General features: G+C 69.9%; 18 protein-coding genes. 1 reads left to right on the top strand and 17 read right to left on the bottom strand.

What is annotated here, in order from left to right:
- The 8 genes from tsaB to D1643_RS05255 form a co-directional block, all read right to left on the bottom strand.
- On the bottom strand, positions 1–1,468 hold a 1,468-nt coding region (tsaB, locus tag D1643_RS05290), incomplete at its 3' end, for a tRNA (adenosine(37)-N6)-threonylcarbamoyltransferase complex dimerization subunit type 1 TsaB (RefSeq protein WP_201750980.1).
- A gap of 102 nt (positions 1,469–1,570) precedes the next feature.
- Complete coding sequence (tsaE, locus tag D1643_RS05285) at positions 1,571–2,077, bottom strand: tRNA (adenosine(37)-N6)-threonylcarbamoyltransferase complex ATPase subunit type 1 TsaE (protein WP_201750979.1); 507 nt, start codon at positions 2,075–2,077, stop codon at positions 1,571–1,573.
- A 147-nt stretch (positions 2,078–2,224) separates the two neighbouring features.
- Complete coding sequence (locus D1643_RS05280; RefSeq protein WP_160709354.1) at positions 2,225–2,440, bottom strand: hypothetical protein; 216 nt, start codon at positions 2,438–2,440, stop codon at positions 2,225–2,227.
- A 14-nt stretch (positions 2,441–2,454) separates the two neighbouring features.
- Positions 2,455–3,864: a hypothetical protein gene (locus tag D1643_RS05275; RefSeq protein ID WP_160709352.1), complete on the bottom strand. Its 1,410-nt coding sequence runs from the start codon at positions 3,862–3,864 to the stop codon at positions 2,455–2,457.
- A gap of 30 nt (positions 3,865–3,894) precedes the next feature.
- Complete coding sequence (locus tag D1643_RS05270) at positions 3,895–4,755, bottom strand: bifunctional 5,10-methylenetetrahydrofolate dehydrogenase/5,10-methenyltetrahydrofolate cyclohydrolase (RefSeq protein WP_160709350.1); 861 nt, start codon at positions 4,753–4,755, stop codon at positions 3,895–3,897.
- A gap of 355 nt (positions 4,756–5,110) precedes the next feature.
- A complete protein-coding gene (locus tag D1643_RS05265) occupies positions 5,111–5,728 on the bottom strand; it encodes a cyclodeaminase/cyclohydrolase family protein (RefSeq protein ID WP_201750978.1) in 618 nt (205 codons plus the stop codon).
- A 398-nt stretch (positions 5,729–6,126) separates the two neighbouring features.
- Positions 6,127–7,815, bottom strand: coding sequence for a formate--tetrahydrofolate ligase (locus D1643_RS05260; RefSeq protein WP_160709348.1), 1,689 nt, complete (start codon positions 7,813–7,815; stop codon positions 6,127–6,129).
- 428 nt (positions 7,816–8,243) lie between these two features.
- Positions 8,244–9,014 carry a type III pantothenate kinase gene (locus D1643_RS05255; protein WP_160709346.1) on the bottom strand — a complete coding sequence of 257 codons (771 nt, stop codon included), beginning with the start codon at positions 9,012–9,014 and terminating at the stop codon, positions 8,244–8,246.
- Between the two features lie 124 nt (positions 9,015–9,138).
- Here D1643_RS05255 and D1643_RS05250 point away from each other — a divergent pair, with 124 nt between their 5' ends.
- Positions 9,139–9,834 carry a response regulator transcription factor gene (locus D1643_RS05250; RefSeq protein WP_160709344.1) on the top strand — a complete coding sequence of 232 codons (696 nt, stop codon included), beginning with the start codon at positions 9,139–9,141 and terminating at the stop codon, positions 9,832–9,834.
- A 61-nt stretch (positions 9,835–9,895) separates the two neighbouring features.
- Here D1643_RS05250 and D1643_RS05245 read toward each other — a convergent pair whose 3' ends face one another.
- The 9 genes from D1643_RS05245 to tilS all read right to left on the bottom strand — a co-directional run.
- The gene (locus D1643_RS05245) at positions 9,896–11,143 is read right to left on the bottom strand and encodes an FAD-binding protein (RefSeq protein WP_160709342.1); all 1,248 of its coding nucleotides are present in this window, start codon (positions 11,141–11,143) and stop codon (positions 9,896–9,898) included.
- A 62-nt stretch (positions 11,144–11,205) separates the two neighbouring features.
- Complete coding sequence (locus D1643_RS05240; RefSeq protein WP_160709356.1) at positions 11,206–11,772, bottom strand: biotin transporter BioY; 567 nt, start codon at positions 11,770–11,772, stop codon at positions 11,206–11,208.
- Positions 11,773–11,973: 201 nt separating this feature from the next.
- Positions 11,974–13,374, bottom strand: coding sequence for an MATE family efflux transporter (locus D1643_RS05235; protein ID WP_160709340.1), 1,401 nt, complete (start codon positions 13,372–13,374; stop codon positions 11,974–11,976).
- 731 nt (positions 13,375–14,105) lie between these two features.
- Complete coding sequence (locus D1643_RS05230) at positions 14,106–15,065, bottom strand: biotin--[acetyl-CoA-carboxylase] ligase (RefSeq protein WP_160709337.1); 960 nt, start codon at positions 15,063–15,065, stop codon at positions 14,106–14,108.
- A 293-nt stretch (positions 15,066–15,358) separates the two neighbouring features.
- Complete coding sequence (folP, locus tag D1643_RS05225) at positions 15,359–16,672, bottom strand: dihydropteroate synthase (RefSeq protein ID WP_160709335.1); 1,314 nt, start codon at positions 16,670–16,672, stop codon at positions 15,359–15,361.
- Between the two features lie 136 nt (positions 16,673–16,808).
- A complete protein-coding gene (gene ftsH / locus D1643_RS05220) occupies positions 16,809–19,154 on the bottom strand; it encodes an ATP-dependent zinc metalloprotease FtsH (RefSeq protein ID WP_236643393.1) in 2,346 nt (781 codons plus the stop codon).
- Positions 19,155–19,163: 9 nt separating this feature from the next.
- Entirely contained in the window at positions 19,164–19,709 is a 546-nt protein-coding gene (gene hpt / locus D1643_RS05215; RefSeq protein ID WP_160709333.1) for a hypoxanthine phosphoribosyltransferase, read from the bottom strand.
- 223 nt (positions 19,710–19,932) lie between these two features.
- Complete coding sequence (locus D1643_RS05210; protein ID WP_160709331.1) at positions 19,933–20,586, bottom strand: nucleoside triphosphate pyrophosphatase; 654 nt, start codon at positions 20,584–20,586, stop codon at positions 19,933–19,935.
- A 728-nt stretch (positions 20,587–21,314) separates the two neighbouring features.
- On the bottom strand, positions 21,315–22,871 hold a 1,557-nt coding region (gene tilS / locus D1643_RS11795; protein ID WP_236643392.1), incomplete at its 5' end, for a tRNA lysidine(34) synthetase TilS.

Raw genomic sequence — 22,871 nt, 5'->3', positions numbered from 1 at the left:
CGGCGTCGCGCGCGTCCCCCGCGCCAGGCGCCGACCCGCCCTCGCCGGCGCCCGCCAGGGTGGCACCCCCCGCATGCGCCGCCTCCGCCGGCTCGGCGTGGTTCACCACGGCCATGCCGGCCACGGTGGCCGCATCCGCACCGCCGAGCGCGCCAGCATCCGCCGGCAGCACCTCGGCGCGCATGATCACCGCGTCCTCGCCGTCCGAGTAGTAACGCGGGCGCGTGCCCAGGCTCGCGAAGCCGAGCGCCTCGTAGAGCGCGCGGGCGCCCTCGTTCCCCGCGCGCACCTCAAGAGAGGCCGTGCGCGCGCCCAGGCTGCGGGCGTCGGCCGCCACGCGCGCCACGAGGGCACGGGCTAGCCCGCGACGGCGGAAGGCCTCGTCGACGCCCACCTTGAGCACCTGCACGTCGCCGTCCACCACCCAGCCGCCGGCGTAGCCGACAAGCGGCGCGTCGGCCGGCAGCGGCATGGCGGGGTCAGCCGCGTAGGCGGCCCACCACACACGGTCGGCGCGGCCCAGCTCGTCGGCCACAAGCGCTTCCGACCAGGCGTCGCTGCCCATGACGCGCGCCTCGAGCGCGGCCACCGCGCCGGCGTGGGCGCGGTCAAGCGGCTTGAGGGCGACGCCGCGCGCATCGGCCCGGGCGTTGGCCACGGCTGTGTCGTTCATGGTGACATGCCGGCTGCCGCGAGCGCCGGCAAGCGTCGGATCGTCCTTCGCCAGGCGGGCGCGCTCGGCCTCCTCCGCGTCCGAGAGGCGCGTGTACACCGGCAGAACGAGGGCCGGCTGATGGCGCGTCGCGTCCAGGGGGTCGCACTCCCCCGCCCGCCAGGCGTCCTCGAGCGCGCGCAGGAGCCCCGCGCCCGTGGGCGTCCACGTGCCCTCGGGCAAAAGCGTGCCGGCCGGCTCGAACAGCGCGGCGTACTTGCGCAGGGCGTCGCCGGCCACGAGCAAGCCTCCCTCGACCACGGCCTCCGCAGCCGCCTCCTCCGCCTTGAGCACGCGGTCGGCGCCCTGCCGCACCGGGCCGTCCGCGGTTAGCGCATAGCGCACCGGATAGACCTCCTTGCGCATGGCGTCGGCCGCCACGAGCGCCTCGCCGCGCGCGCCCGCAGCCCAGGCGCCCCAGGCCACGGCGTCGAGCGTGGACACGCCTACCAGCCCGATGCCGAGCGCGCTCGCGATGCCCTTGGCCGCCGCCAGGGCGATGCGCACCCCGGTGAACGACCCCGGGCCGCGCCCCACGCACACGCACGCCAGCTGCCCGCGCACAGCGCCGGCCTCGGCCAACAGCGCATCCACGCGGGGGATGAGCTGGGTGTTGGACGCGCGGCGCGCCTCGACCTCAGCCGTGGCCACGGGGGCGACGGAGCGCCCCGCCGCGTCAAGTCGTCCCAGCCCGATGGCGATGACCTCGTTGGCCGTGTCGAAGGCGAGCACCAGCGGCGACGCGATGGGTTCCATGGAGCGTTTTCCCTTCCTGATCTGCGTTGAGAGCTGCCTGCATTCTACCTCATGGGCACCTGCGGCACGGGAGGCGCGGCAGAGGCGGGCGCTGCGCGGGCGTCAGAGCTGGGTCTTGCCCAGCCGCGCCTTCGAGTCGTTGGCCCACACGCACAGAAGCTGGCGCGAACGCGAGCCGTAGGAGTGCGCGACGACGCGGCGCGTCCCGCGCTCATCGGCGGTGATGGTGATCTCCAGGTAGTCGTAGGGCAGCTCGTCGGGAAACTTCTCGGCCCACTCCACGAACGACGCGCCGTCTCCGTCAATAACGCCGAAGTAGTCGATGTCATCGAGCTGGGAGGGCTCGTCCAGGCGGTACAAGTCGAAGTGGTAGAGCGGGAGCGCGCCCTCGTGGTACTCGAGCAGGATGTTGAAGGTGGGGCTCGTCACCGCGGCGCGCACGCCGAGGGCCGCCGCCACCCCCTGCACGAACTGGGTCTTGCCGGCGCCCAGGTCGCCGTTGAGCACCACCACATCCCCCGCCCGCAGGTAGGGAGCCAGCGTGGAAGCGAGCTGCTTGGTCGCCTCGGGCGTGGTGGTGTTGCGCAGGTAGGTAAGTCCGTTAGCCATGGGGCCATGGTACGCCAACCGGCGCCCGGCGCCCGAAACCCCACCGACTCTCCGCTTTTCCGCGTCCGGCCAGCCGCCCTCCGCGGCGCTCCGCGAAAGCCGCCGGGTCGCTGACGCCAGCGGCGCCTCCCCCTGCGCGAGGCCCGCCTACCTCATCGACCTCGTGAGGTAGCTGTCCAGGTGCTTCCCGACAGATGACACGACGATCCGCCCGCTCTCCCGGTCGAAGCCGAAGTAGAGGCGCAGGCTGCGGCTGCTCGAGTCGTCGTTTCCCTTCGCGAGGTGGGTCTCCACCTTGATCTCGCGGCCCTGGTAGACATCCACGTACTGCTCCATGAGCCGGCCGTCCTTGCGCGTCATCATCCCCGCCCCGCGCTTCAGCGAGAACTCGGAGCGGGAATTGAACGCCTTGGCCAGATCCCCCGCCTCCCTTCGGCGTAGAGGGGATGCGCGATCTCGCACAAGTCGCGCAGCGCGTTCCAGACGAGGCCGACCTCGGTGATGCACGTGCCGAAGGACTTGCGCGCGCGGTCGGTGAAGTCGATGCGCTCGCCATAGTGCTCGCGGAACAGCAGGGCCACCGCGTCGTAGGACAGCGGGAAGCGGCCCAGGGCACCCACGCCCGGCTCGGCGCCGCCGGCCCGGGCCGCCTGGCCCTCAAGCGCCTCCGCCTTCGCGTTGGCTACGTAGAGGGCGGCCTTGAGCTCATCGCAACGCCGTTCGAGCTGCTCGTTTTCCTGGCTCAAGTCCTCCATGAGCTCCTCGGCCGTCATCCGGTCGCCCTCCGCCTTCTCCACCAGCGCGAAAGCGTCGGACAGCGACCGGTCGCGCACCTGCCGCTCGAAGACGAGACGCCCGCGCCGGCGCTTCACCGCGTCTGCCCGCATCATGTCCTCGTAGAAGTGCACGTCTTGGGCGAGGGCCCGGCGGAGTAGCAAGACGAAGTCATCCTCGCCCATCGCCTCGATGTCCCGCGTCAGAAAGAAGCGGTGGCGGGCGCGGTCGCGGCCGTCCGCCATCCGCGGCCGCGTGGCGTAGACGCGCACCGTCCCGCCGTCGCAGCGCAGGGCAAGGTCGGGGATGAGCGCGCCCATCTCCTGGACGAACGCGCGATCCTGCGAGAAGAACACGAAGGCAGACGGCCCAAGCGAGGCGGCGATGCGCTGCGGGGCCACCGCGAAGCGCGCCTCGTCGCCGTCGAAGCGGGGGCTCACGTAGATCACAGGCGTCTCGCGCGCCTCGTCGGCGACAAGCTCCCAGAACGCCTTGAAGTCGCCGACGCGCAGCTCGCGGGGATCGAGGGAGACGGCTCGGCCCGACGAGGTGCACGCCAGGCGATCGTTTTCCAAGATAGCGCGGATGAAGCCGGGCGTGGTGCAGGAGGGCCGCGGCTGGCAGGGGCCGAGGAAGCCCGGCCGGTCGCCGTAGGACAACGCGATGGCAGCGTGGCCCGCGCGCCTTTCCGTCCAGGCGAACGTCACCTCCGTCGTCCAGTGGCGCGGCGCCTTATCCGGCTCGGCGAAGACCTCCTCGATGGCGAGCGCCCAGTGACTCGGCCCCTCGCCTTCGAGGCAGAGCTCCGACCGGAACCTCACGCCGGCCTCCTCCGCCCGGTGGGTCTGCTTGAGGGCGCTCCAGAAGGACGCCTCCCGCGGCAGGGCCGGATACTTGCGAGTCGCCCACAGTCGCAGGCTGCAGATGAGGCTCCAGAGCGCATCGCCCTCCTCGTCCACCGACCGGACGTCGAACGAAGTCTTGTAGAACATGGTCTTGCTCAGATCGTGCATAGCTCCCCCGCCTCCCGAGCAGTCCGTCGCCTAGCGCACAGCCGCCTCGGCGGCAGCCACGACATGGGCCATCGTCGTGCTGGTGGTGACGCTACCGAGCCCGCCGGGAACGGGGGTGATGGCCCCGTCATCGCCGAGCACGGGCTCCACCGCGGCGAAGTCCACGTCCCCGCAGAGCGCGCCCTCCTCGTCGAAGTTGATGCCCACGTCGAGCACCACCTGTCCGGCGCGGAAGCACTCCGGCCCGAAGGAGCGGGCCCGCCCCGTCGCGCACACCACGATGTCCGCCGCGCGCACGTGCTCGGCCAGGGCCTCGGTGCGCGAGTGGCACAGCGTCACCGTGGCGTCGCGCGCCAGCAGCATCATCGCCACCGGCCGCCCGATCACCAGGCTGCGCCCCACCACCACCGCATGTCGTCCCGCCACGGGGACGCCATGGAAGTCGAGCATCTCCAGGCAGGCCTGCGCCGTGGCCGGCGGGAAGCCCTCGCCCGTATCCGCGAACACACCCGCGAGCGACGCCGACGAGATGCCGTCGACGTCCTTGGCGGCATCGAGCCGATCGCACACGGCGCGCTCGTCCATCTGCGACGGCAGCGGGCGGAACAGCAGGCAGCCGTGGATGGCCGTATCGGCGTTCACCTCGTCGATGACGGCCTCGAGCTGTGCCTGCGTAGCGTCGGCCGGCAGCTCGAAGCGGCGCACCGCCACCCCCAGCCCCTCAGCGCGGCGCACGGCCGTGCGCTCATAGGACACGTCATCGGGCCGCTCGCCCACCCGCACGATGGCCAGGCACGGCGTGACGCCGCGCTCACCCAGCGCCTCCACGCGCCCCGCCAGATCCTCCCGCAGGGCCTCCACCACGTCCTTGCCCGCCAAGATGCGCGCCATGGCGCCTCCTTCCCTCTCGCTTCCTTCGAAAACCAGCGTCATCTTGCAAATTCGCACGGTTCTGCACTCCACCACGCGCCCATCCAAGACCCCAGAAAAGTTAGTCTGGGCTTTTCTCAGGCACTCTGTCCGACACGCACCGCCGTGCGCCCGCGTAACGCGAAAGCACCGGTGCAAAACCGCACGAAATTGCAGCCAGCCTCGCGCAACACCGGGATGCGGTCCCGCGCGACCCCGAGGCGCAGCCCCGCGCAACGCAGCCAAGCCGGGGGCGATGCCGCGCGCACCCGTGCCCAGCCGCGCAGGCGCCCTTCGCCGTCAGGCCCGCGTCTGGACTCCTCCGTCTCGTCCGCGCCTAGCCGCGCAAACGCCCCGCCACGTACGCGAACACGGCGTCGGCCTGGGCGCAGCCGGCGTCCAGCAGCATGTCGGCCTCGTCCGCATAGCGAGCCGCGCGCTCGGCGTCGGCCATCGACGCCACGTTGATCACCACGTTCAAGCTGGCCGCCTGGAGCGCCGCTTTGGCCAGCACGGCTGACGCGCCCGCGTCGGACACGGCCAGCGCGCTGCCGTTGCGCGCCATGAAGTCGCACGACTCCACCACCAGCAGACACTGGCGCATGATCTCCAGCGGCACCTCACACGCCTCCACGAGCGCCGCCTGGAGCGCCGCGTCCTTGGCGGCCCGCTCCTCGGGCGTCTCGCGCGGCAGGCCGTAGGCAGCGGCCAGCGGCGCAAAGGCCGCAGCGTCGGCGTCGATGAGCGCCACCAGTCGCGCGCGTGTCACGTCCAACTCGCGCAGCTCGGCCTGCATCTGACCCTCTACCGCGGCGTAGCGCTTCTTCCCCACGGTGAGGCTGCCCACCATCGAGGACAGCGCTGCCGCCAGCGCGCCCGCGTAGGCCGCCGCCCCTCCGCCGCCCGGCGTCGGCTCCTTGGAAGCCAGCGCATCCAGAAACCCCGTATCCACCATAGGACGTCTCCTTCCAGTCCTCCGCCTTCGTTGCCCTTCGGGCGCAAGGCGGCTATAATGCAGGTGCACTGGCAAAGCCCGTAGGTCGTCAACCTGCGTACGGGCGGCGCGGTGCTAGTGATTAAGCCCGGTTGCCGCCGGGCTTTTTATTGCTCTCCCGCTCCATCCGATTGCTTTTACTTCCATCGCTCGTACCGGTCGATCCCCATGAAAACCAGGACCACCCAGTTCGGCGGTGCCGTCAAGACGCGAATGAGAACTTCTTTCAGCATGAGGCGTCACTCCTTTCATAGTGAAGAAGCGCCGCCCGCATCGGACTCTGCCAGCGCCGGTCATTCTAGCAGCAGAAGGGCCCGCAGCCTCATGCTGCGGGCCCTTCTCCACTCAAAGCAGCAAGCCTAGAACAGCCCCGAGATGACGCCGTTCTCGTCGACGTCGATCTTGAAGGCGGCAGGCGTCTTGCCCAGGCCGGGCATCGTCATGATGGAGCCCGTCAGCGCCACGATGAAGCCGGCGCCGGCCGACACCTTCACCTGGCGCACGGTGATGGTGAAGCCGCGCGGCGCGCCGAGCTTGGCGGCGTCGTCGCTGAAGGAGTACTGCGTCTTGGCCATGCACACGGGCATGCCGCCGAAGCCGAGCGCCTCGAGCTGCGCGATCTCCTTCTTGGCGGCCGGCTCGAACACCACGCCGTCGGCGCGATAGATGCGCTGGGCGATGGCCTCGATCTTCTCGGCGATGGACAGCCCATCGTCGTAGGAGAACGCGAACGTCTCGGCACTGCGGCCCTCGGCGTCGCCCTCCGCACACAGGCGCACCACCTCGTCGGCAAGGGCCAGGCCGCCCGCGCCGCCCTTCGCCCACACCTCGGAGAGCGCCACGTTCACGCCCAGCTCACGGCACTTCTCCTCGACGAGCGCCAGCTCGGCGGGGGTGTCGGTCGGGAAGGCGTTGATGGCCACCACGCAGGGCAGGTGGTACACGTTGGTGATGTTCTCCACATGCTGCAGCAGGTTGGGCAGGCCTGCCTCGAGCGCCTCGAGGTTCTCCTCGTTGAGGTCGGCCTTGGCCACGCCGCCGTGGTTCTTGAGCGCGCGCACGGTGGCCACGACCACCACCGCGTCGGGCTTGAGGCCCGCCAGGCGGCACTTGATGTCGAGGAACTTCTCCGCGCCCAGGTCGGCGCCGAAGCCGGCCTCGGTCACGCAGTAGTCGCCGAGCGCCATGGCCATGCGGGTAGCCATGATGGAGTTGCAGCCGTGGGCGATGTTGGCGAAAGGACCGCCGTGCACGAAGGCCGGGGTGCCCTCGAGCGTCTGGACGAGGTTGGGCTTGAGCGCGTCCTTGAGCAGCGCGGTCATCGCGCCCTCGGCATGCAGGTCATGAGCGGTGACGGGCCTGTCATCGTAGGTGTAGCCCACCACGATGCGGCCGAGGCGCTCCTTGAGGTCGGTGATGGAGGTGGCCAGGCAGAACACGGCCATGACCTCGGAGGCCACGGTGATGTCGAAGCCGTCCTCGCGCGGAACGCCGTGGGCCTTGCCGCCCAGGCCGTCCACGATGTGGCGCAGCTGGCGGTCGTTCATGTCCACCACGCGCTTCCAGGTGATCTTGCGCACGTCGATGCCCAGCTCGTTGCCGTTCTGGATGTGCGCGTCGAGCAGGGCCGCGAGCAGGTTGTTGGCCGCGCCGATGGCATGGAAGTCGCCGGTGAAGTGTAGGTTGATGTCCTCCATGGGCACCACCTGGGCGTATCCGCCGCCAGCGGCGCCGCCCTTGATGCCGAAGACGGGGCCGAGCGAGGGCTCGCGCAGCGCCACCATGACGTTCTTGCCGCGCTGGGCGAGCGCGTCGGCCAGGCCCACCGTGGTGGTGGTCTTGCCCTCGCCGGCGGGCGTGGGGTTGATGGCCGTGACGAGAATCAGCTTGCCCGGCTCGTGATCCTCCTGGCGCAGCAGGTTGTAGTCCACCTTCGCCTTGTAATTGCCGTAGAGCTCGAGGTACTTCTCGTCGATGCCCGCCTTCTCGGCGATGGCGCCGATGCGCTCCGGCGTGGCGGCCTGGGCGATCTCGATGTCGGTCAGCACTGCGTCCCCGCTTTCTCTTCGCTTGAGGCCCGCGCTCGGCCGCCCCGCACCCGCGGGGCGCGCAGCCAGGGCCTCCCCCGTACCGAATAAGGGCATTCTACCTGCGGGCGGCGCGTCGGGGAGGCGCGACGGCCGCGGCGGCGAAACTTCCACGACTGACGGCCGGAACACGCGCGACACAGGCGGGAGCCGTCCCACGCCCGAGCCGCCCGGTGCCACTTTTTGCCCGACAGATGGCACTAATGGGCAGTTTGGTACGGTCTGACCGCCTCATGCGCAGCGGGCGAACAATCGCGACCTGGGAAAACGCCTTGGCGCGTCATCTCTCGAAGGCGAAAGAGGGCAGAACGGAGGGATCCAACCGTACCGAACTGCCCATTAGTGCCACCAAACTCCAAAAAAGTGGCAGCCGCCCGCACCTGTGCCGCCTACCGCTCCGCGGCGTCGGCGATGAGGCGCAGGCCCTCCAAGGTGAGCTCGCCGTCCACGTGGGTGATGGTCTGGGAGTGCGGCGCGATGAGCGGCGCCAGGCCACCGGTGGCCACGACGGTTCCCTCGTAGCCCAGCTGGCCGAAGATGCGCCGCACGAGGCCGTCCACGCGGTCGACCTCGCCCAGCACGATGCCGGACTGCATGGCCGTCACCGTGCTCACGCCGATGGGATCCCCCGGCGCCGTCAGGTTGATGGCCGGCAGCTGCGCGCCGCGGGAGAAGAGCGTCTGGGCGCTCGTCTGCAGGCCGGGCGCGATGATGCCGCCCACGAAGAAGCCCTCCGCGTCGATGACCTCGATGTTGGTGGCGGTGCCGAAGTCCACCACCACCACCGGCTCGCCATAGCGCGACCGTGCGCCCACGGCGTCAGCCACGCGGTCGGCGCCGATCTCGAGCGGGTTGGGGTAGCTGGCCTTGAACAGCGAGCCCGCCGTCTGGGCCGAGCACACAAGCGCCTCGACCCCCGCGCCGTCGCGGATGGCGCGGCACCAGGCGCCGGTCAGCTGCGGCACCACCGACGCCAGCGCGGCGCGGTCGACGTCCGAAAGCGCCAGCCCGGCGGACTCGAACAGCGGCAGCAGCATGACGCGCACCTCATCGGCAGTAGTGGCCGGATTGGTGGCCAGACGCCACATGCAGGCCAGGTCAGAGCCCTGGTAGACCCCCACTACCGTCTGCGTGTTTCCAATGTCAGCAGCAAGTAACATAATTGTGACAAGCCCCATCACTTTTGCGGGTAAACGTTTATAGTGAACGCAGTGCATTATAGCAATCCAGCAACGATCAGCCCTCCGGGTCTAATCGTCGGGATGACGAGAGAAAGGCACAGAAATGACTGAGGCACCAAGCCGCATCCTTGTCGTTGACGACGAGCCATCAATCACCGAATTCGTCAGTTACGCCCTCAAGAAGGAGGGCTACGCGGCTGACGTGGTGGACAACGGCGAAGAGGCGCTCGCTCTCGCCGGCAAGAACAGCTACGACCTGTTCATCCTCGACATCATGCTGCCGGGCATGGACGGCTACGAGCTCTGCCGCCGCCTGCGCTCCAAGACCACCGTCCCCGTGCTGTTCCTCTCGGCGCGCGACACCGAGCTGGACAAGGTGGTGGGCCTGGAGATCGGCGGCGACGACTACCTGGCCAAGCCCTTCGGTGTCCGCGAGCTCATCGCCCGCGTGCGCGCCCTGCTGCGCCGCGGCTCCGGCGGCGACTACCCCGGCGCCTCCAACGCCGTCACCGCCAGCGGCATCACGCTGGACGAGGACGCCCACACCGCGTCGGGCGACAAGGGCGAGATCGACCTGACCCCCCGCGAGTTCGAGCTGCTGGCCAGCCTCATGAAGAGCGCCGGCAAGGTGGTCTCGCGCGAGGACCTGCTGCGCGACGCCTGGGGCTGGGAGTACCTCACCGAGACGAAGACGGTGGACACCCACATCAAGCGCCTCCGCGACAAGATCCAGTCCGCCGGCTACGACCCGGCCCTCGTCGAGACCGTCCGCGGCTACGGCTACCGCTTCAAGGCGTAGCAGCCGCCCCAAGCACCGCCGAAGGGGGCGCCCGAAAGGGCGCCCCCTTTTCATGCCGCCATCAGCGAGACGTTGCGTATCCGGCGGCATTTTTGCCGGCTATCCTCCCGGAGCAGTAGGCGTAGGTGGTGGTGATGCAGCGGGTGGAGTAGTAGGGGTAGGTGTAGAAGCCCGATCCCTCCTGGCCGGCTACGTAGAGGCCGGGGATGGGCGCGCCGTCGCGGCCGAGGGCCTCGAGGCGCTCGTTCACCCTCACGCCGCCGAGCGTTCCCATGATGGGGATGACCGAGCGTATCGCGTACAGCGGCATCGCGTGCTCGTTCATGAGCGGGGAGATCTTGCCGAAGTCCTCGTCCACGCCGCGGTGGCAGAGCTCGTTGTAGCGCGCGAGCGTCGCCACGAAAACGGCCGGATCGGGGAATCCGACCAGCGCGGCCAGCTCTTCGGCGCTCTCGCCACGCCACGCCTGGCCCCTCGCCACCGCCTCATCCAGGCTCTCCTGGAGGTTGGGGATGGGCACGAGCGCGCGCGACGCCACCGACTTGCTCAGGTAGTCGCCCAAGCGTCCGTCGAAGTAGCCGCCCACGCCGCGCTCGCGGATGGCATCCACCTGATCCTGGCTGATGAGGTAGTAGTACGCGCCGCCCTGCACGCGCAGCGAGGCGCAGCCCGAGCCCATGGCGTCCTCGACGTTCAGGCACTCGTTCATGAAGCGCTTGCCCTCCCGATTGACGGTGAGGAAGCCGGCGTAGGAGAGGTACTTGATGAGGTTGTCCGTGAAGTTGCACACCGGATTGGCCAAGTACTCCTGCATGTGCGGCATGATCTCGGGCCCCAGCTGGGCGCCAGCGCGCTCGCACATGAGGACGCCCTCGCCCGAGCACTGGGTGGTGAGGCCGCGGTCGTAGAAGCTGTCGCTGTGGCACAGGCGGCGCAGCAACGCGGAACTGCCGCTGAAGCCGCCGGCCGCCACCACGACGGCCCCGCAGGCGACGTGCACCCGCGTGCCGTCCTGACGCTGCGCCTCGACGCCGATCACCGCGCCGCGCTCGTCCTGGCGCAGCTCGAGCGCGCGCGTCTCGGTCATGACGCGGGCGCCTCCCGGCACCAGGTAGTCGTCGTAGAGACGCTGGAACTTCTCCTGCCCGCGGCCGAAGTCGCACATGAACGCCTCGTCCTCGCGCGCGTCGGGGCGTGGCGGATCGGCGTGGAACCCGTGAGCGACCAGCCAGTCGACCATCGGGCCGGAGTCCTCGGCGATGGCGCGCACGAGCAGGTTGTTGGCCCGCCCGACCCGCAACCGCCGCAAACGCGAAAGGCGCCGCCCCAAAGGACGGCGCCTTTCGCGCTCTCGCCTCTGCCAGCCAAGCCTTAGCGCACGGCAGCCTCGACGGCGCGGGCGCAGGTGACGGCCGCCACGATCTTGCAGAGGTCCACCACCACGAAGGGAGCGCACGCCACCATGAACGCGGCCTCCAGGCTCACGCCGGCGACGGCCGCGTACTGGACGCAGCCACAGGCGTAGGCGATGGCGGTGAACACGACGCCGGCCATCACCTCGACGCCGTACATGCGCAAGAAGCGCCCAACGCGCTGCGCCGGCGTCAGAGCCGCGGCCTCCGCCGGGCTAGCCGCGACAGCCCCGCGACCGTCGCCCCAGCTCGTGCGCGTACGCACGAGGTGCAGCAGGAACACCGCGGCGGCCACGCCTAACAGATAGCCCCACAGAAAGCCGCCGGTAGGGCCCGCCAGCACGCCGATGCCGCCGCGCATGCCCGAGAACACCGGCAGCCCCACGGCTCCGAGCAGCAGGTAGCCGCTGATGGCTGCCAGGGCCTGCGCCGGCGTGAGCAGCACGATGGCGAAGGTGACGGCGAACATCTGCAGGGTGAAGGGCACCGGGCCCAGGGGGATGGTGACCCACGCCGACACCGCCATGATGGCGATGGTCAGCCCGACGAAGGCGACAGAGCGCGTGCGCGACGGCGTGGCAGCCACCGCTTTCGTGTTGACGTCCGTGGTTTCCAAGATTGGTCCTTTCCCTCTTGGGTCTTGCAGGAAGCGTGCATCATACCGTCTGCGCTTTATCCCAGTAGAGCGAGGACGAGAAACGCTCGAAACGGGCGGCTAGCGGCAGTTTTACGCCCCCGTCTCCGTCCGCGTAGCCCGCATGCGGCGCAGGCGCCGCATCTCCCACGCCAAAAAGACACCTACCGTAAAGATGGCCAGGAAGTCCGAGACGGGCGCCGCCACGTACAGCGCATCGAGCCCGTCGAGGGCCGGCACCACCGACGGCAGCACGTCAGGCAGCAGCATCACGAGCGGCACGAGAAAGATGATCTGGCGCGTGAGCGTGAGGAAGATGGCCTTCGCCGGCTGGCCCGTCGCCTGGAAGTAGTTGGAGCCCACGATCTGGAACCCGATGAACGGCAGCAGGAGCAGCCATATCCGCAGCGCGAACGCCGTGAAGTCCGCCAGCCCGTCATGGGAGATGCCGAAGGCGGCCACGATGGGACCGGCCAGCAGCATGACCACCGCCCACTCCGCCACGCACATCACCGTGGCGCCGGCGATGCCGAGCCACAGGGTGGTGCGCACGCGGCCGATCTTTCGCGCGCCGTAGTTATAGCCGAGCAGCGGCTGGATGGAGATGGACACGCCCACGATGGGCATGATGGTGAACATGCCGATGCGCTGCACCACGCCAATGGAGGCCAGGGCATCCTCGGCGCCCAGAGGGCTCAGCGCGCCGTACTTCACCAGCTGGTAGTTGATGAGGAAGTTGACGAGCGCCGCGCCCGCCTGGAGCGCGAACCCCGGGAATCCGAAGGCCAGGATGGTGCCCACCACGCGGCGCGCAGGCCGCAGGCAGCTCACGCGCAGGCGCAGCGGCACCCCCTTCGTGAGCAGGAAGTACCACAGCACCGCCCCGCACGAGCACGCCTGGCCGGCCAGCGTGGCCAGGGCGCTTCCCGTCACGCCCCAGCCCAGCAAGATGACGAACCAGTAGTTGAACGCCGTGGCGGCCACCAGCCCGATGGCCATGGTGCCGAGCGCACGGTTGGGCGCGCCTGCCGTGCGGATGAAGTTGTTGACGCCCATGCCGATGCACTGGAGGATGAAGCCGTAGCAGAGGATCTGGATGAACGTGCGAGCGTAGGGCCGCACGTCGTCGGTGGCGCTCGAGAGGGTGAGCACCGCGTCGATGGCCGCCGGGTCCAGCGCCAGCACGACCACAAGCGCCCACAGCACGAGCGACAGGGTGATGACGTTGCCGAGCGCGCGCTCCGCGGCATCGCGGTTGCCCTCGCCCAGGCGCAGGGCGGCCAGTGCGTTGCCGCCCGTACCCACGAGCATGGAGAGCGCCATGAACACGATCATGGCGGGCGTGGCCACCGTAACGGCGGACAGCCCCATCTCGCCCATCGCGTGGCCGAGGAACACGGAGTCGATGATGTTGTAGGAGCCATTCACCACCATGCCGACCACCGAGGGAATGGCGAACTCGGTAATGAGGCGCGGAATGGACTCAGTGCCCATCCGCGTCACGCGCGCCGACGGGGCAGCGGCCGCAGACGCGGCCGGATCCGCAGCGTCTCGCGCCTCCGGAGCGGATGCTGGCGCGGATGAGGAATCCGGCGTTTCGGTCGTATGCGATTTCGACTCGTCGTTGGACATGAAGGGCCTTTCTCGTGCTTTCTACCTGCCCATTCTACTCCCGACCTGCTCCACTAGTTGCACATTGTGAGGAAAGCCGGCCGACGGTCTTAAGACTAAACGGCTAATGCCGTCCGCCGTCCAGATGTGTCCTTTGAGACAAAATAGGGAGGGCCGCGCGCCCCGCCGACGCACAGGCGCAGATGCCAGAGCTCCAAGGTGAACCAGGCGGACGCGAGCCGCAGGGCACCTCGCAAAACCACCCTCTGCCGACGCGGCCCGGGCAAAAGCGGCAGCAACGCCGAATGGGGCGCGGGAGGCAGGCGGCACCGGAGCGGGAGGCGCCGAGCGGACGGGCGCCAGCGGACGCGGGGCGGGGGGGCGCCGAGCAGGCGGGGGCCAGCGCCCGCGGCAGCGAGCAAGCGAAGCGCCTCGGAGGGAGCGGCGGAGTCCAAAGACGCGAGGCCCGCCAGGGCCCGAAACCGGATGCAGGCCGGGCAGGTGAACTCGCCGGCCGACGACGGCGCACCAGGCGGAGCCGGGGGCCGCCCGGATCGGGGCCCCGACTCCGGCAGGGTATCCGCCCGCCGGGCACCCCGCCGCGCGCCTGGGGCCTAGCGGATGTGGGCCTCGCCAGAGGCCACGGGAACGAGGGAGCCGTCGGGGGCGCGGAGAACGAGACAGCCGCGCTCGTCAACGCCGACGGCCGTGCCCTCGGCCAGCACGGCATCGTTGCGATCCACCATGGTGAGGGCGAGTCCCGTCAGGGCGGCGTGGGCATCATAGTCGGCCGCGAGCGGCGCGAACCCCGCGCTCGCCCACTGCTCATAGAGCGGGGCCAGCTCGCGCAGGACGGCGGCAGCCACCTCGTCCACGGCACCGCGCGCCTCGCAGGTGAACCCGAAGCCCAGGTCGGCCAGGTAGGCGGGCGCGTTCTTCCCCGCCACCGTCGCAGGTACGGACGGCGGCAGCACGTTCACGCCAATCCCCACGCACACGCCCCGCGCATGCCCCTCCAGCGAGATCCCGCACAGCTTCCGGAACGCCTTCCGCGCCCCCTCCCCACAGGCGGCATCCCCTCCTCCTGCGGCAGGGGCGCCCGAAGCGGCGCGGGAGCTGTCTTGGCCAGACGCCGAGCCCGCGGTGCGCCTCCCCTCTTCCGAAGCGTCATCGGCAGAGCACGCGACGAAGGCGTCGCCCGCCGCCTGCGCCGCCGCGCCAGCCCCCGCAAGACCCGGATCGGAAGCGTAGATCACGTCGTTGGGCCACTTCACCTTGATGCGCCGCGCCTCGTCCAGCGTGACGAGCGACGCGAGGGCGCGGCGCACGGCCAGGCCCGTCACCAGGCTCAGGGTGGGGAGCTGGGCCGGCAGGACGTCGGGCCGCAGCAGCAGCGAGAGATACATCCCACCCTCGGGGCTCGCCCATGCGCGGCCCTGGCGACCGTAGCCGCCCGTCTGGCGTCGCGCGCGCACCGCCAGCCCCTCGGGCTCGCCCGCCTCAAGGGCTCGCTTCACCTCGTCGTTAGTCGATCCGACGGCCTCCAGGCTCTCAACGCGAAATCGCAGCGCCACGGCGCCTCCTCCCCTTCTTCCCCTGCCTCCTTGTGCAGGACTCGCACGCAAAATGGCCAAAAATGACGACCTGACGACAGCGCCTGCACAGCAGCCGCCGAGGGGGAAACACAAAACCCCAGGTCGGAGATAATCGCCTTCTCGCCAGCGCGCTCCTCGACAACCCGGTGACCCCGAAAGAAGGCGGAAAACGTCGTCAGGTCGTCATTTTTGGCCATTTTACCGCCCGACGCAGCACGAAGGCGCCGCGCCCTCAGGGCGGGTGCCGTACGCACCGGAGTCAGGCGACGCCCCTACAGCCTCCAAGCGCGGCCGATGCGCTCGCCCTCGGGAACCGCGTCCACGGGCGTCCCATCGGCCAGGACGTGGCCGGGGCGCACCTCGAACAACGGCTTCACCACGAAGTCGCGCTCGCAGATGCGCGGGTGCGGCAGCGTGAGGCGGTCGTTGGCGAAGTGGTACAGCTGGTAGTCGAGGATGTCGATGTCGCAGGTGCGCGGGCCGTTGGGCACCTCGCGCACGCGGCCCAGGCTATTCTCGACCGCCTGGAGGCAGTCGAGCAGCTCCAGCGGCGGCAGCCCGCTGCGCAGGAGCACCACCGTGTTCACGAACTCCTCCTGATCGGTCAGGTAGGCCGGTTCGCTGCCGTAGAAGCCGGCGATGTCGACGATGGTGGTGTCGGGCAGCAGGCACAGCTGGCCGATGGCGTGGTTGAGCTGGGCGATCTTGCCCTCCTGCTCCTCGCCGGGATGCGCCACGAGGGCCACGTTGGCCCCCAGGCCCAGCAGCACATAGGGTCGCAGGTCGGCGAGGGCCGCCGCCGTGGCGGGCACGTTGTGGGTGCGCACCACGCTCGCGCCCAGCTCGCAGGCCAAGAGCGCCTCTGAGGCGGACGCCTCGTCGCGGGCCAGCGGATCGTCGATGCCGTAGGCCTTCTTCATGAAGCTCTTGCGCGAGACGGCGCACATCACCGGATAGCCCAGACGCGCTATCTCGTGCAGGTTGCGCATGAGCTCGATGGTCTGAGACGCCGTCTTGCCGAAGCCAGGGCCCGGATCCAGGCAGATGCGCTCGCGCGCGATGCCCACGGCCTCCAGCTCGGCTGCGCGGTCGCGCAGGTAGTCACGCACCTCGCTCACCACGTCGTCGTAGGCCGGCGCGTCCTGCATGGTGGCCGGCTCGCCCTGCATGTGCATGACCACCAGGCCCGCATCGCAGGCGGCGGCCATGGCGCGCATGGCCGGGTCGCGGAAGCCGGACACGTCGTTGACGATCGCCGCACCCGCCTCCACGGCGCGGCGCGCCACCTCAGCCCGCCGCGTGTCGACCGACACGCACAAGCCCGCACCCGCGAGCGCGGCGATCACGGGGCCTACACGCCGCCATTCCTCCTCCGCGTCCACCGGATCGGCGCCGGGGCGCGTGGACTCGCCGCCCACGTCGATGATAGCGGCGCCTTCCTCAGCCAGCTCGAGCCCACGGGCGACGGCCTCCTCCGCGGAGGCGAACTGGCCGCCGTCCGAGAACGAGTCCGGGGTCACGTTCAGGATGCCCATGATGACGGGCTTGGAGGTGTCGAACTCAAACGATGCGCACTGCCAGGTCACCGGCGTCTCCTCTCCTACGGCGGCAGGCCGGCCGCCCCGGGCCCCTGCCCGGCGGCGCGGCCGCCCGCCAACAGCAAGGGGCGCGCCCATGAGACGCGCCCCTCTCAGTTGCTCGCTGATTATGCCACGGCTGGCGCTACTTCGTGCCGTTGCCGCCGCTCGCATCACCCGGCGCGTCGGCCTTCGGGGCCGTCTCGCCGGTCGCAGGCTCGCCCGCAGCATCAGGACCCTCATCCGCAGGCGCGGGGGCCGCCGCCGTGGCGTCCATGATGTCCTCGCGGCGAATCTCCGCGTCTACCTCGGCCTGCGTGGGCACGTCGGCGCGGTTCGCGTCTGCGGCCGCCGGGCGGTAGGGCGCGTTGGGATCCTGGTCACCCGGCTCCACGCGCTCCTCGCGCCAGTTCGGGTCGGCCAGCTGCTCGTCGCGAGCACGGGCCGCGGCCTCCTCGGCCTCCTTCGCGGCGATGATCTCGTCCTCGCGCGCCAGGTAGTCGTCCCACTTGTTGTCGAGCAGGGCCTCGCAGGCCTCGCCCTCCACGGTCTCGCGCTCGAGGAGCACGCTCGCCATCAGGTTCATCTGATCGGCGTGCGCCGTCAGGATGGCGTGCGCCCGGTCGTGGGCCTCCTTCATGATGACGGCCACCTGCTCGTCGATGCGGCGAGCGGTCTCCTCGGAGTAGTCCTGGGTGTTGCCGTAGTCGCGGCCCAGGAACACCTCGTGGTTGGGCTGGCCGAACACCTGGGTGCCGAGCGGGCTCATGCCGTACTGGGTGACGATGGCGCGGGCCATCTTGCTCGCCCGCTCCAGGTCGTTGGAGGCGCCGGTGGTGATGTCGTCGCAGAAGATCTCCTCGGCCACGCGGCCGCCCATGAACACGGCCAGGTCGTCCTTCATCTCGCCGAGGGTGTTGAGCACCTTGTCCTCGTCGGGGATGGACAGCGTGTAGCCGAGCGCGCGCCCGCGCGAGATGATCGAGATCTTGTGCACGGGGTCGGCGTGGTCGAGCAGGTGCCCCACCAGGGCGTGCCCGCTCTCGTGATAGGCGATGGTGTGCTTGGTCTGCTCGTTCATCACGCGGCCCTTGCGCTCCGGGCCGGCGATGACGCGCTCCATCGACTCGCTCACCTCGCGCATGGTGATGATCTTCTTGCCGCGGCGAGCGGTGAGCAGGGCCGACTCGTTCATGAGGTTGGCCAAGTCGGCGCCGGTGAAGCCGGGGGTGATCTTGGCCACCTTCGCCAGGTCGACGTCGCTGCCGATGGGCTTGTCCTTGGCGTGCACCTCCAAGATGCGCTGACGGCCCTTCACGTCAGGGGTGTCCACGACGATCTGGCGGTCGAAGCGACCGGGACGCAGCAGTGCCGGGTCGAGCACGTCGGCGCGGTTGGTGGCGGCGATGAGCACCACCGAGTCGTTGGACTCGAAGCCGTCCATCTCCACGAGCAACTGGTTGAGCGTCTGCTCGCGCTCGTCGTGCCCGCCGCCGAGACCCGTGCCGCGCTGGCGGCCCACCGCGTCGATCTCGTCGATGAAGATGATGGCCGGAGCGGCCTCCTTCGCGTCTTTGAACAGATCGCGCACGCGGCTCGCGCCCACGCCCACGAACATCTCCACGAAGTCAGAGCCCGAGATGCTGAAGAACGGCACGCCCGCCTCGCCGGCCACGGCGCGCGCGAGTAGCGTCTTGCCCGTGCCCGGAGGGCCCACCAGGAGGCAGCCGCGCGGGATCTTGGCGCCCATGGACTGGTACTTGGCCGGATTCGCCAGGAAGTCCTTGATCTCCTGCATCTCCTCCACGGCCTCATCCACGCCGGCCACGTCGGCGAAGGTCACGTCCGGGCGCTCCTCCATCGACTTCTTGGCCTTGTTCTTGCCAAAGCTCATCTGGGAGTTGTTGGCCTTCTGCATCTGCGTGAAGAAGAACAGCAGCAAGCCGGCGATGAGCAGCATAGGCAGCAGCGAGCCGAGAATCTGCATGAAGGGGCTCGGCAGCGTCACCTGGTACTGCGTGTCAGGATGGCGGGCCAGCAGCTCACCGAGCGAGTCCTGCCCCACGTAGGTGGAAGTGTAGTTGTGCACGGCACCGAGAGTGGCCGGCGCGAGGTCGGTGGTACCCACGCCGGGCAGCACCGCGCCGTCGGGGGCCTTGAGCGTGGCCACGCGCGCGTTGAGCGCGTCGAAGGCGGAGTTGAAGGCGTCAGCCGCCGTGGCGCCGGCCGTGGCCGCCGGGTAGTAGGTGCCCGAGACCGTGTAGTCGCCGGCCGCGTAGACCACCTTCTCCACGCGCCCCTGCTCGACCGCCTGGACGAACTCGGAGGTGATGAGGTTGTCCGTGGGGTTGCTATTGGCCGCGCTGAACGACATGAACTGGCTGCCCACGAACACCGCGACAAGCAGGAACAGGATGACGGTGATGACGGTGGTGCGCGAGTTCGGCTGCTGGAACTGCGGATTGGGCTTCTTGTTGTTATCGTCTGCCATGGGTTTCCTTTACTGGTAGAGCTCGGGCTTGAGCACGCCGATGTAGGGCAGGTTGCGGTAGCGCTCCGCGTAGTCCAGCCCGTAACCGACGATGAACTCGTCGGGGCACTCGAAGCCCGTGTAGCGGCAGCGGATGTCCGCCTGGGCCTTGGTCTGCTTACGCAGCAGCGTGGCCACCTCAAGCGAGGCAGGCTTGCGCGACTGCAGGTTCTCCATGAGGTACTGGAGCGTGAGCCCCGAGTCGAGGATGTCCTCGGCGATGATGACGTGACGCCCCGTGATCTCCGACGAGAGGTCCTTCAGGATGCGCACCACGCCCGAGCTCTTGACGCCGGCACCGTAGGACGAGACGGCCATGTAGTCCATCTCAAGCGGCAGCTTGACGGCACGAGCCAGATCCGCCATGAAGATGGCGGCCCCGCGCAGCACCGACACCATGACGATGCCCTCGTCGGCAACGGGCGCGTAGTCGCGGGTGATGGCCGCGCCCATCTCCGCCACGCGGTCGACCAGCTCCTGCTCGGAGAAGATAATGCGGGATACGTCTTCGTGCATGGCACCTTCCCAACGTCGGCGACGAACCCGAGAGAAATACGCGATCACGTGCCTTTACGCCGGAAACTGACCGGGTTCGTCAGCAATTTCCTCATTCACTGCGAAGTGTACCATTGGCCCCTGTCGACCGGGCGGCAATACGGTAACGTCCCACAAGTGCCCACATTCCCCGCGCGCAGGAGCGGGCGCGGCGGGATTCGCGCGGCGCCGGGACGCGCGGGCGCTACGCAGGCAGGAGGTCGGGAAACTCGCGGACGAGCCGCTCGGCCGGCAGGCCGATGACGGTGTCGAGCGCGCCGTCGAGCCGCTCGACGAGCGCGGCCCCCTCACCCTGGATGGCGTAGGCGCCGGCCTTGTCGAAGGACTCGCCCTTGCGCAGGTAGTCGTCGATCTCGGCGTCGGAGAGGTCACGGAAGGTCACGCGGCTCGTGTCGGCGAAGGTGCGAAAGCCCAGCGAGATGTCATCGGCCGCAGGAGCTGCGATCATCCACACCGACACGCCGGTGATGACCTCGTGGGTGGCACCGGAGAGGGAGCGTAGCATGTGCTTGCCGTCCGAGAGGCTGCGGGGCTTGCCGAAGATGGCGCCGTCCTTCACCACCATGGTGTCGGCGCCGATGACGATGAGCATGCCGGTAAAGTCCTCGGCCAGCACCTCCTGCACGACGGCGCCAGCCTTCCGCTCGGCCAGCTTCTTGGCAGCCTCCTCCGGGTTGGCGGCCAGATCCGGCTCGAGCGTCTCGTCCACCGGCGTCACGGGCGTGCGCACGGTGAAGGCCACGCCGGCTTGCTCGAGCAGCTCGCGCCGCCGCGGGCTCCCGCTGGCGAGCACCACTGTAAAAGGCCGTTCGGACGCGCCCTGAGCCTCGTTTGCCATCGTCTATCTCCCCTCGCTGCCACTTTTTCGGCGTTTCGTGGCACTAATTGGCTGTTCGGTACGGTGAATGCCCCCTATTTTCTGTGTCGCGTGGCCCCAGGGCAACGAAAATGACGATTTTCGCTGCAAAACGGCATGAGATGACAATTCGGACGGCCGAAAGTCCGAAACGCACCGTACCGAACTGCCAATCAGTGCCAATTTGGGTCGAAAAAGTGGCACTGGCACGGAAATGGGCGCGGGGCTGCGACGATCAACCGCACTTGCGGCGGACGCGTGCCATTGGGTGCCATTGGCGCCAACGGGGGGGGTGCGCAGGGGGCCGATGCAGGGCCGGCGTCAACGGGGTGCCCGGGGAACGGTGTGCCAACGAACGGTGTGCCAACGGGGTGTGCCAACGGGACACACCAAATGGCACGCGGCGAAACGAGATGCCAACGGGACACACCAAATGGCACGCGAGCACGGGGGCAGGATGGCGAAGAGAGAGGGGGGGGGTGCGCAGGGAGGCCGATGCAGGGCCGAGGCTGACGCACGAGGAGGTAGCGAGGGTGCCATTTGGTGTGTCCCAATGGCACGCCCAATGGCACGCCACCGTTGGCACGCTCCAATGGCACCTTGGCCCAATGGCAGCGGGTGTCATTTGGTGTGTCCCAATGACACACCAAATGACACAATGCGTGGCGCCCATGGCACAACGGGGCGCTCGTGGGTGGGCGCGAGAGGCGTCAGCCGCGCTTGCGGCGGGAGCGGAAGGCGGCCATGGGCTCTACGCGCACGCCGCGGCGGTTGGCGCTCACGGCCAAGTCGCCCTGGATGTTGGCGACGTAGCCGCCACGCGGGCGGATGGGCGCCGCTTCCAAGGGCTCGGCGGGCGCGAAGCCGGCCAGGACGGCCTCGACGGCACCAGCCTCCACGCGGGCGTCGGCGCCGAGGACGGCCTGCAGCAGCCAGCGGACCGCTCGGCGCTGGAGCGGCCGACGCACGCCCCCGAAGGACGGCGTCAGCAGGAACCCGGCTGCGAAGTCGGCCTCCGCCCAGGGCGCGGCGGGAACGCCCTGGTCAGCGCAGCCTGCGACGCCCGTGCCGGCGCGCCCAGCCCCGACAGCGTCAGCGCGCCCGGCAGCGCCTGCTCCCGGCGCGCCCCCATCGGCCCCCCGGTCAGCACAACCTGCGGCGTCTGCGAACCCAACGACGCCCGTGCTGGCGCGCCCGATCCCGGCAACACCTGCGGGCTCGCCCGCAGCGGCACCCTCGTCGGCGCCCGACCCCCGGGCAGCGCCCGCTCCCGGCGCGCCGCCGACCTCGCAGCCCGCATGCGGCGCCAGCGGCACGGCATGCGCGGTCACGACCTCGGCTGCCAGCTCCTCCATCAGGTCGTCCTCGTCGGCGATGAGGTTCATCGTGCGCGTGAGCACGTCGGGCAGGGCCGCGTTCCACCGTCGCGCACGGGGAACCACCTCATGGCGCACGTAGGCGCGGAAGCGGTCGGTGTGGGCGTTGGTGGCGTCCTCGCGCCAAAGCCCGCCGGCCCCGTCGCGCACGACGGGCAGCCCGGCGGCGGCCCGCTCCTCCACCACCGCACGCAGCTCCGCCCGCGTGAGGTCGAGCAGCGGACGAACCACCGGCCCGTTGCGGTAGCGCATGGATCGGAAGCCGCCCGGCCCGGTGCCCACGATGGAGCGCATGTAGAAGCTCTCGATGCGATCGTCGGCCGTGTGCGCCGTGAGGATGCGCGCCTCGGCCAGGGGGAGCCCCTCGTGGCGACAGAGCGAGCGCAGCGCCTCGTTGGCCGCCTGGTAGCGCTCGCGCCGGGCGACGGCCTCCACGTTGCCGCCGGTGCGCGCGGCCTCGCCGGCCACGTCTACCTCGCAGGAGAACAGGGGGATCCCCAGGCACGCGGCAAGCGCGGCGACGAACAGGGCGTCGGCGTCGGCGTCGGCCCCGCGTAGCTGGTGGTTCACGTGGAGCATGGCCACGGCACCGAGCGAGCCCTCCTCGCGCAGGCGGTGCGCGAGGTACGCGAGCGCCGTCGAGTCCGACCCGCCCGACACCATGAGCAGCGCCGCCGCGTCCGGGGCGACGAGCCCACGCGCAGCCACGGTGGCCCGTAGGGCCTCGCAGACGGCGTCGGCCCGCGGCGTTGCGGACGCGGCAACCGGGTCGCGGAGAACGCCGCCCTCGGAGGGCGACCCGGCCGAGACACAGGCCCTCGGCGGGCGGGCCGTGCTCGCCGGAGCGGCCGCAGCCGCCCCGGTGCCGTGGCCCGCAGACGCGCCCGCACC

It is taken from the genome of Enterorhabdus sp. P55, from assembly GCF_009911695.1.
Lineage (GTDB): Bacteria > Actinomycetota > Coriobacteriia > Coriobacteriales > Eggerthellaceae > Enterorhabdus.
Note: the sequence above shows the minus strand (reverse complement) of the source record. Positions and strands in the feature narration are given on the sequence as shown.

Bases quoted from the DNA above. Each gene is read 5' to 3' on its own strand.
- ftsH (WP_236643393.1), bottom strand. From the start codon at position 19,154: ATGGCAGACGATAACAACAAGAAGCCCAATCCGCAGTTCCAGCAGCCG.
- D1643_RS05280 (WP_160709354.1), bottom strand. From the start codon at position 2,440: ATGATGACGCGCAAGGACGGCCGGCTCATGGAGCAGTACGTGGATGTC.
- D1643_RS05210 (WP_160709331.1), bottom strand. From the start codon at position 20,586: ATGGCAAACGAGGCTCAGGGCGCGTCCGAACGGCCTTTTACAGTGGTG.
- D1643_RS05235 (WP_160709340.1), bottom strand. From the start codon at position 13,374: ATGGGCACTGAGTCCATTCCGCGCCTCATTACCGAGTTCGCCATTCCC.
- D1643_RS05240 (WP_160709356.1), bottom strand. From the start codon at position 11,772: ATGGCGGTGTCGGCGTGGGTCACCATCCCCCTGGGCCCGGTGCCCTTC.
- hpt (WP_160709333.1), bottom strand. From the start codon at position 19,709: ATGCACGAAGACGTATCCCGCATTATCTTCTCCGAGCAGGAGCTGGTC.
- tsaE (WP_201750979.1), bottom strand. From the start codon at position 2,077: ATGGCTAACGGACTTACCTACCTGCGCAACACCACCACGCCCGAGGCG.
- D1643_RS05275 (WP_160709352.1), bottom strand. From the start codon at position 3,864: ATGCACGATCTGAGCAAGACCATGTTCTACAAGACTTCGTTCGACGTC.
- D1643_RS05270 (WP_160709350.1), bottom strand. From the start codon at position 4,755: ATGGCGCGCATCTTGGCGGGCAAGGACGTGGTGGAGGCCCTGCGGGAG.
- D1643_RS05250 (WP_160709344.1), top strand. From the start codon at position 9,139: ATGACTGAGGCACCAAGCCGCATCCTTGTCGTTGACGACGAGCCATCA.
- D1643_RS05255 (WP_160709346.1), bottom strand. From the start codon at position 9,014: ATGTTACTTGCTGCTGACATTGGAAACACGCAGACGGTAGTGGGGGTC.
- D1643_RS05265 (WP_201750978.1), bottom strand. From the start codon at position 5,728: ATGGTGGATACGGGGTTTCTGGATGCGCTGGCTTCCAAGGAGCCGACG.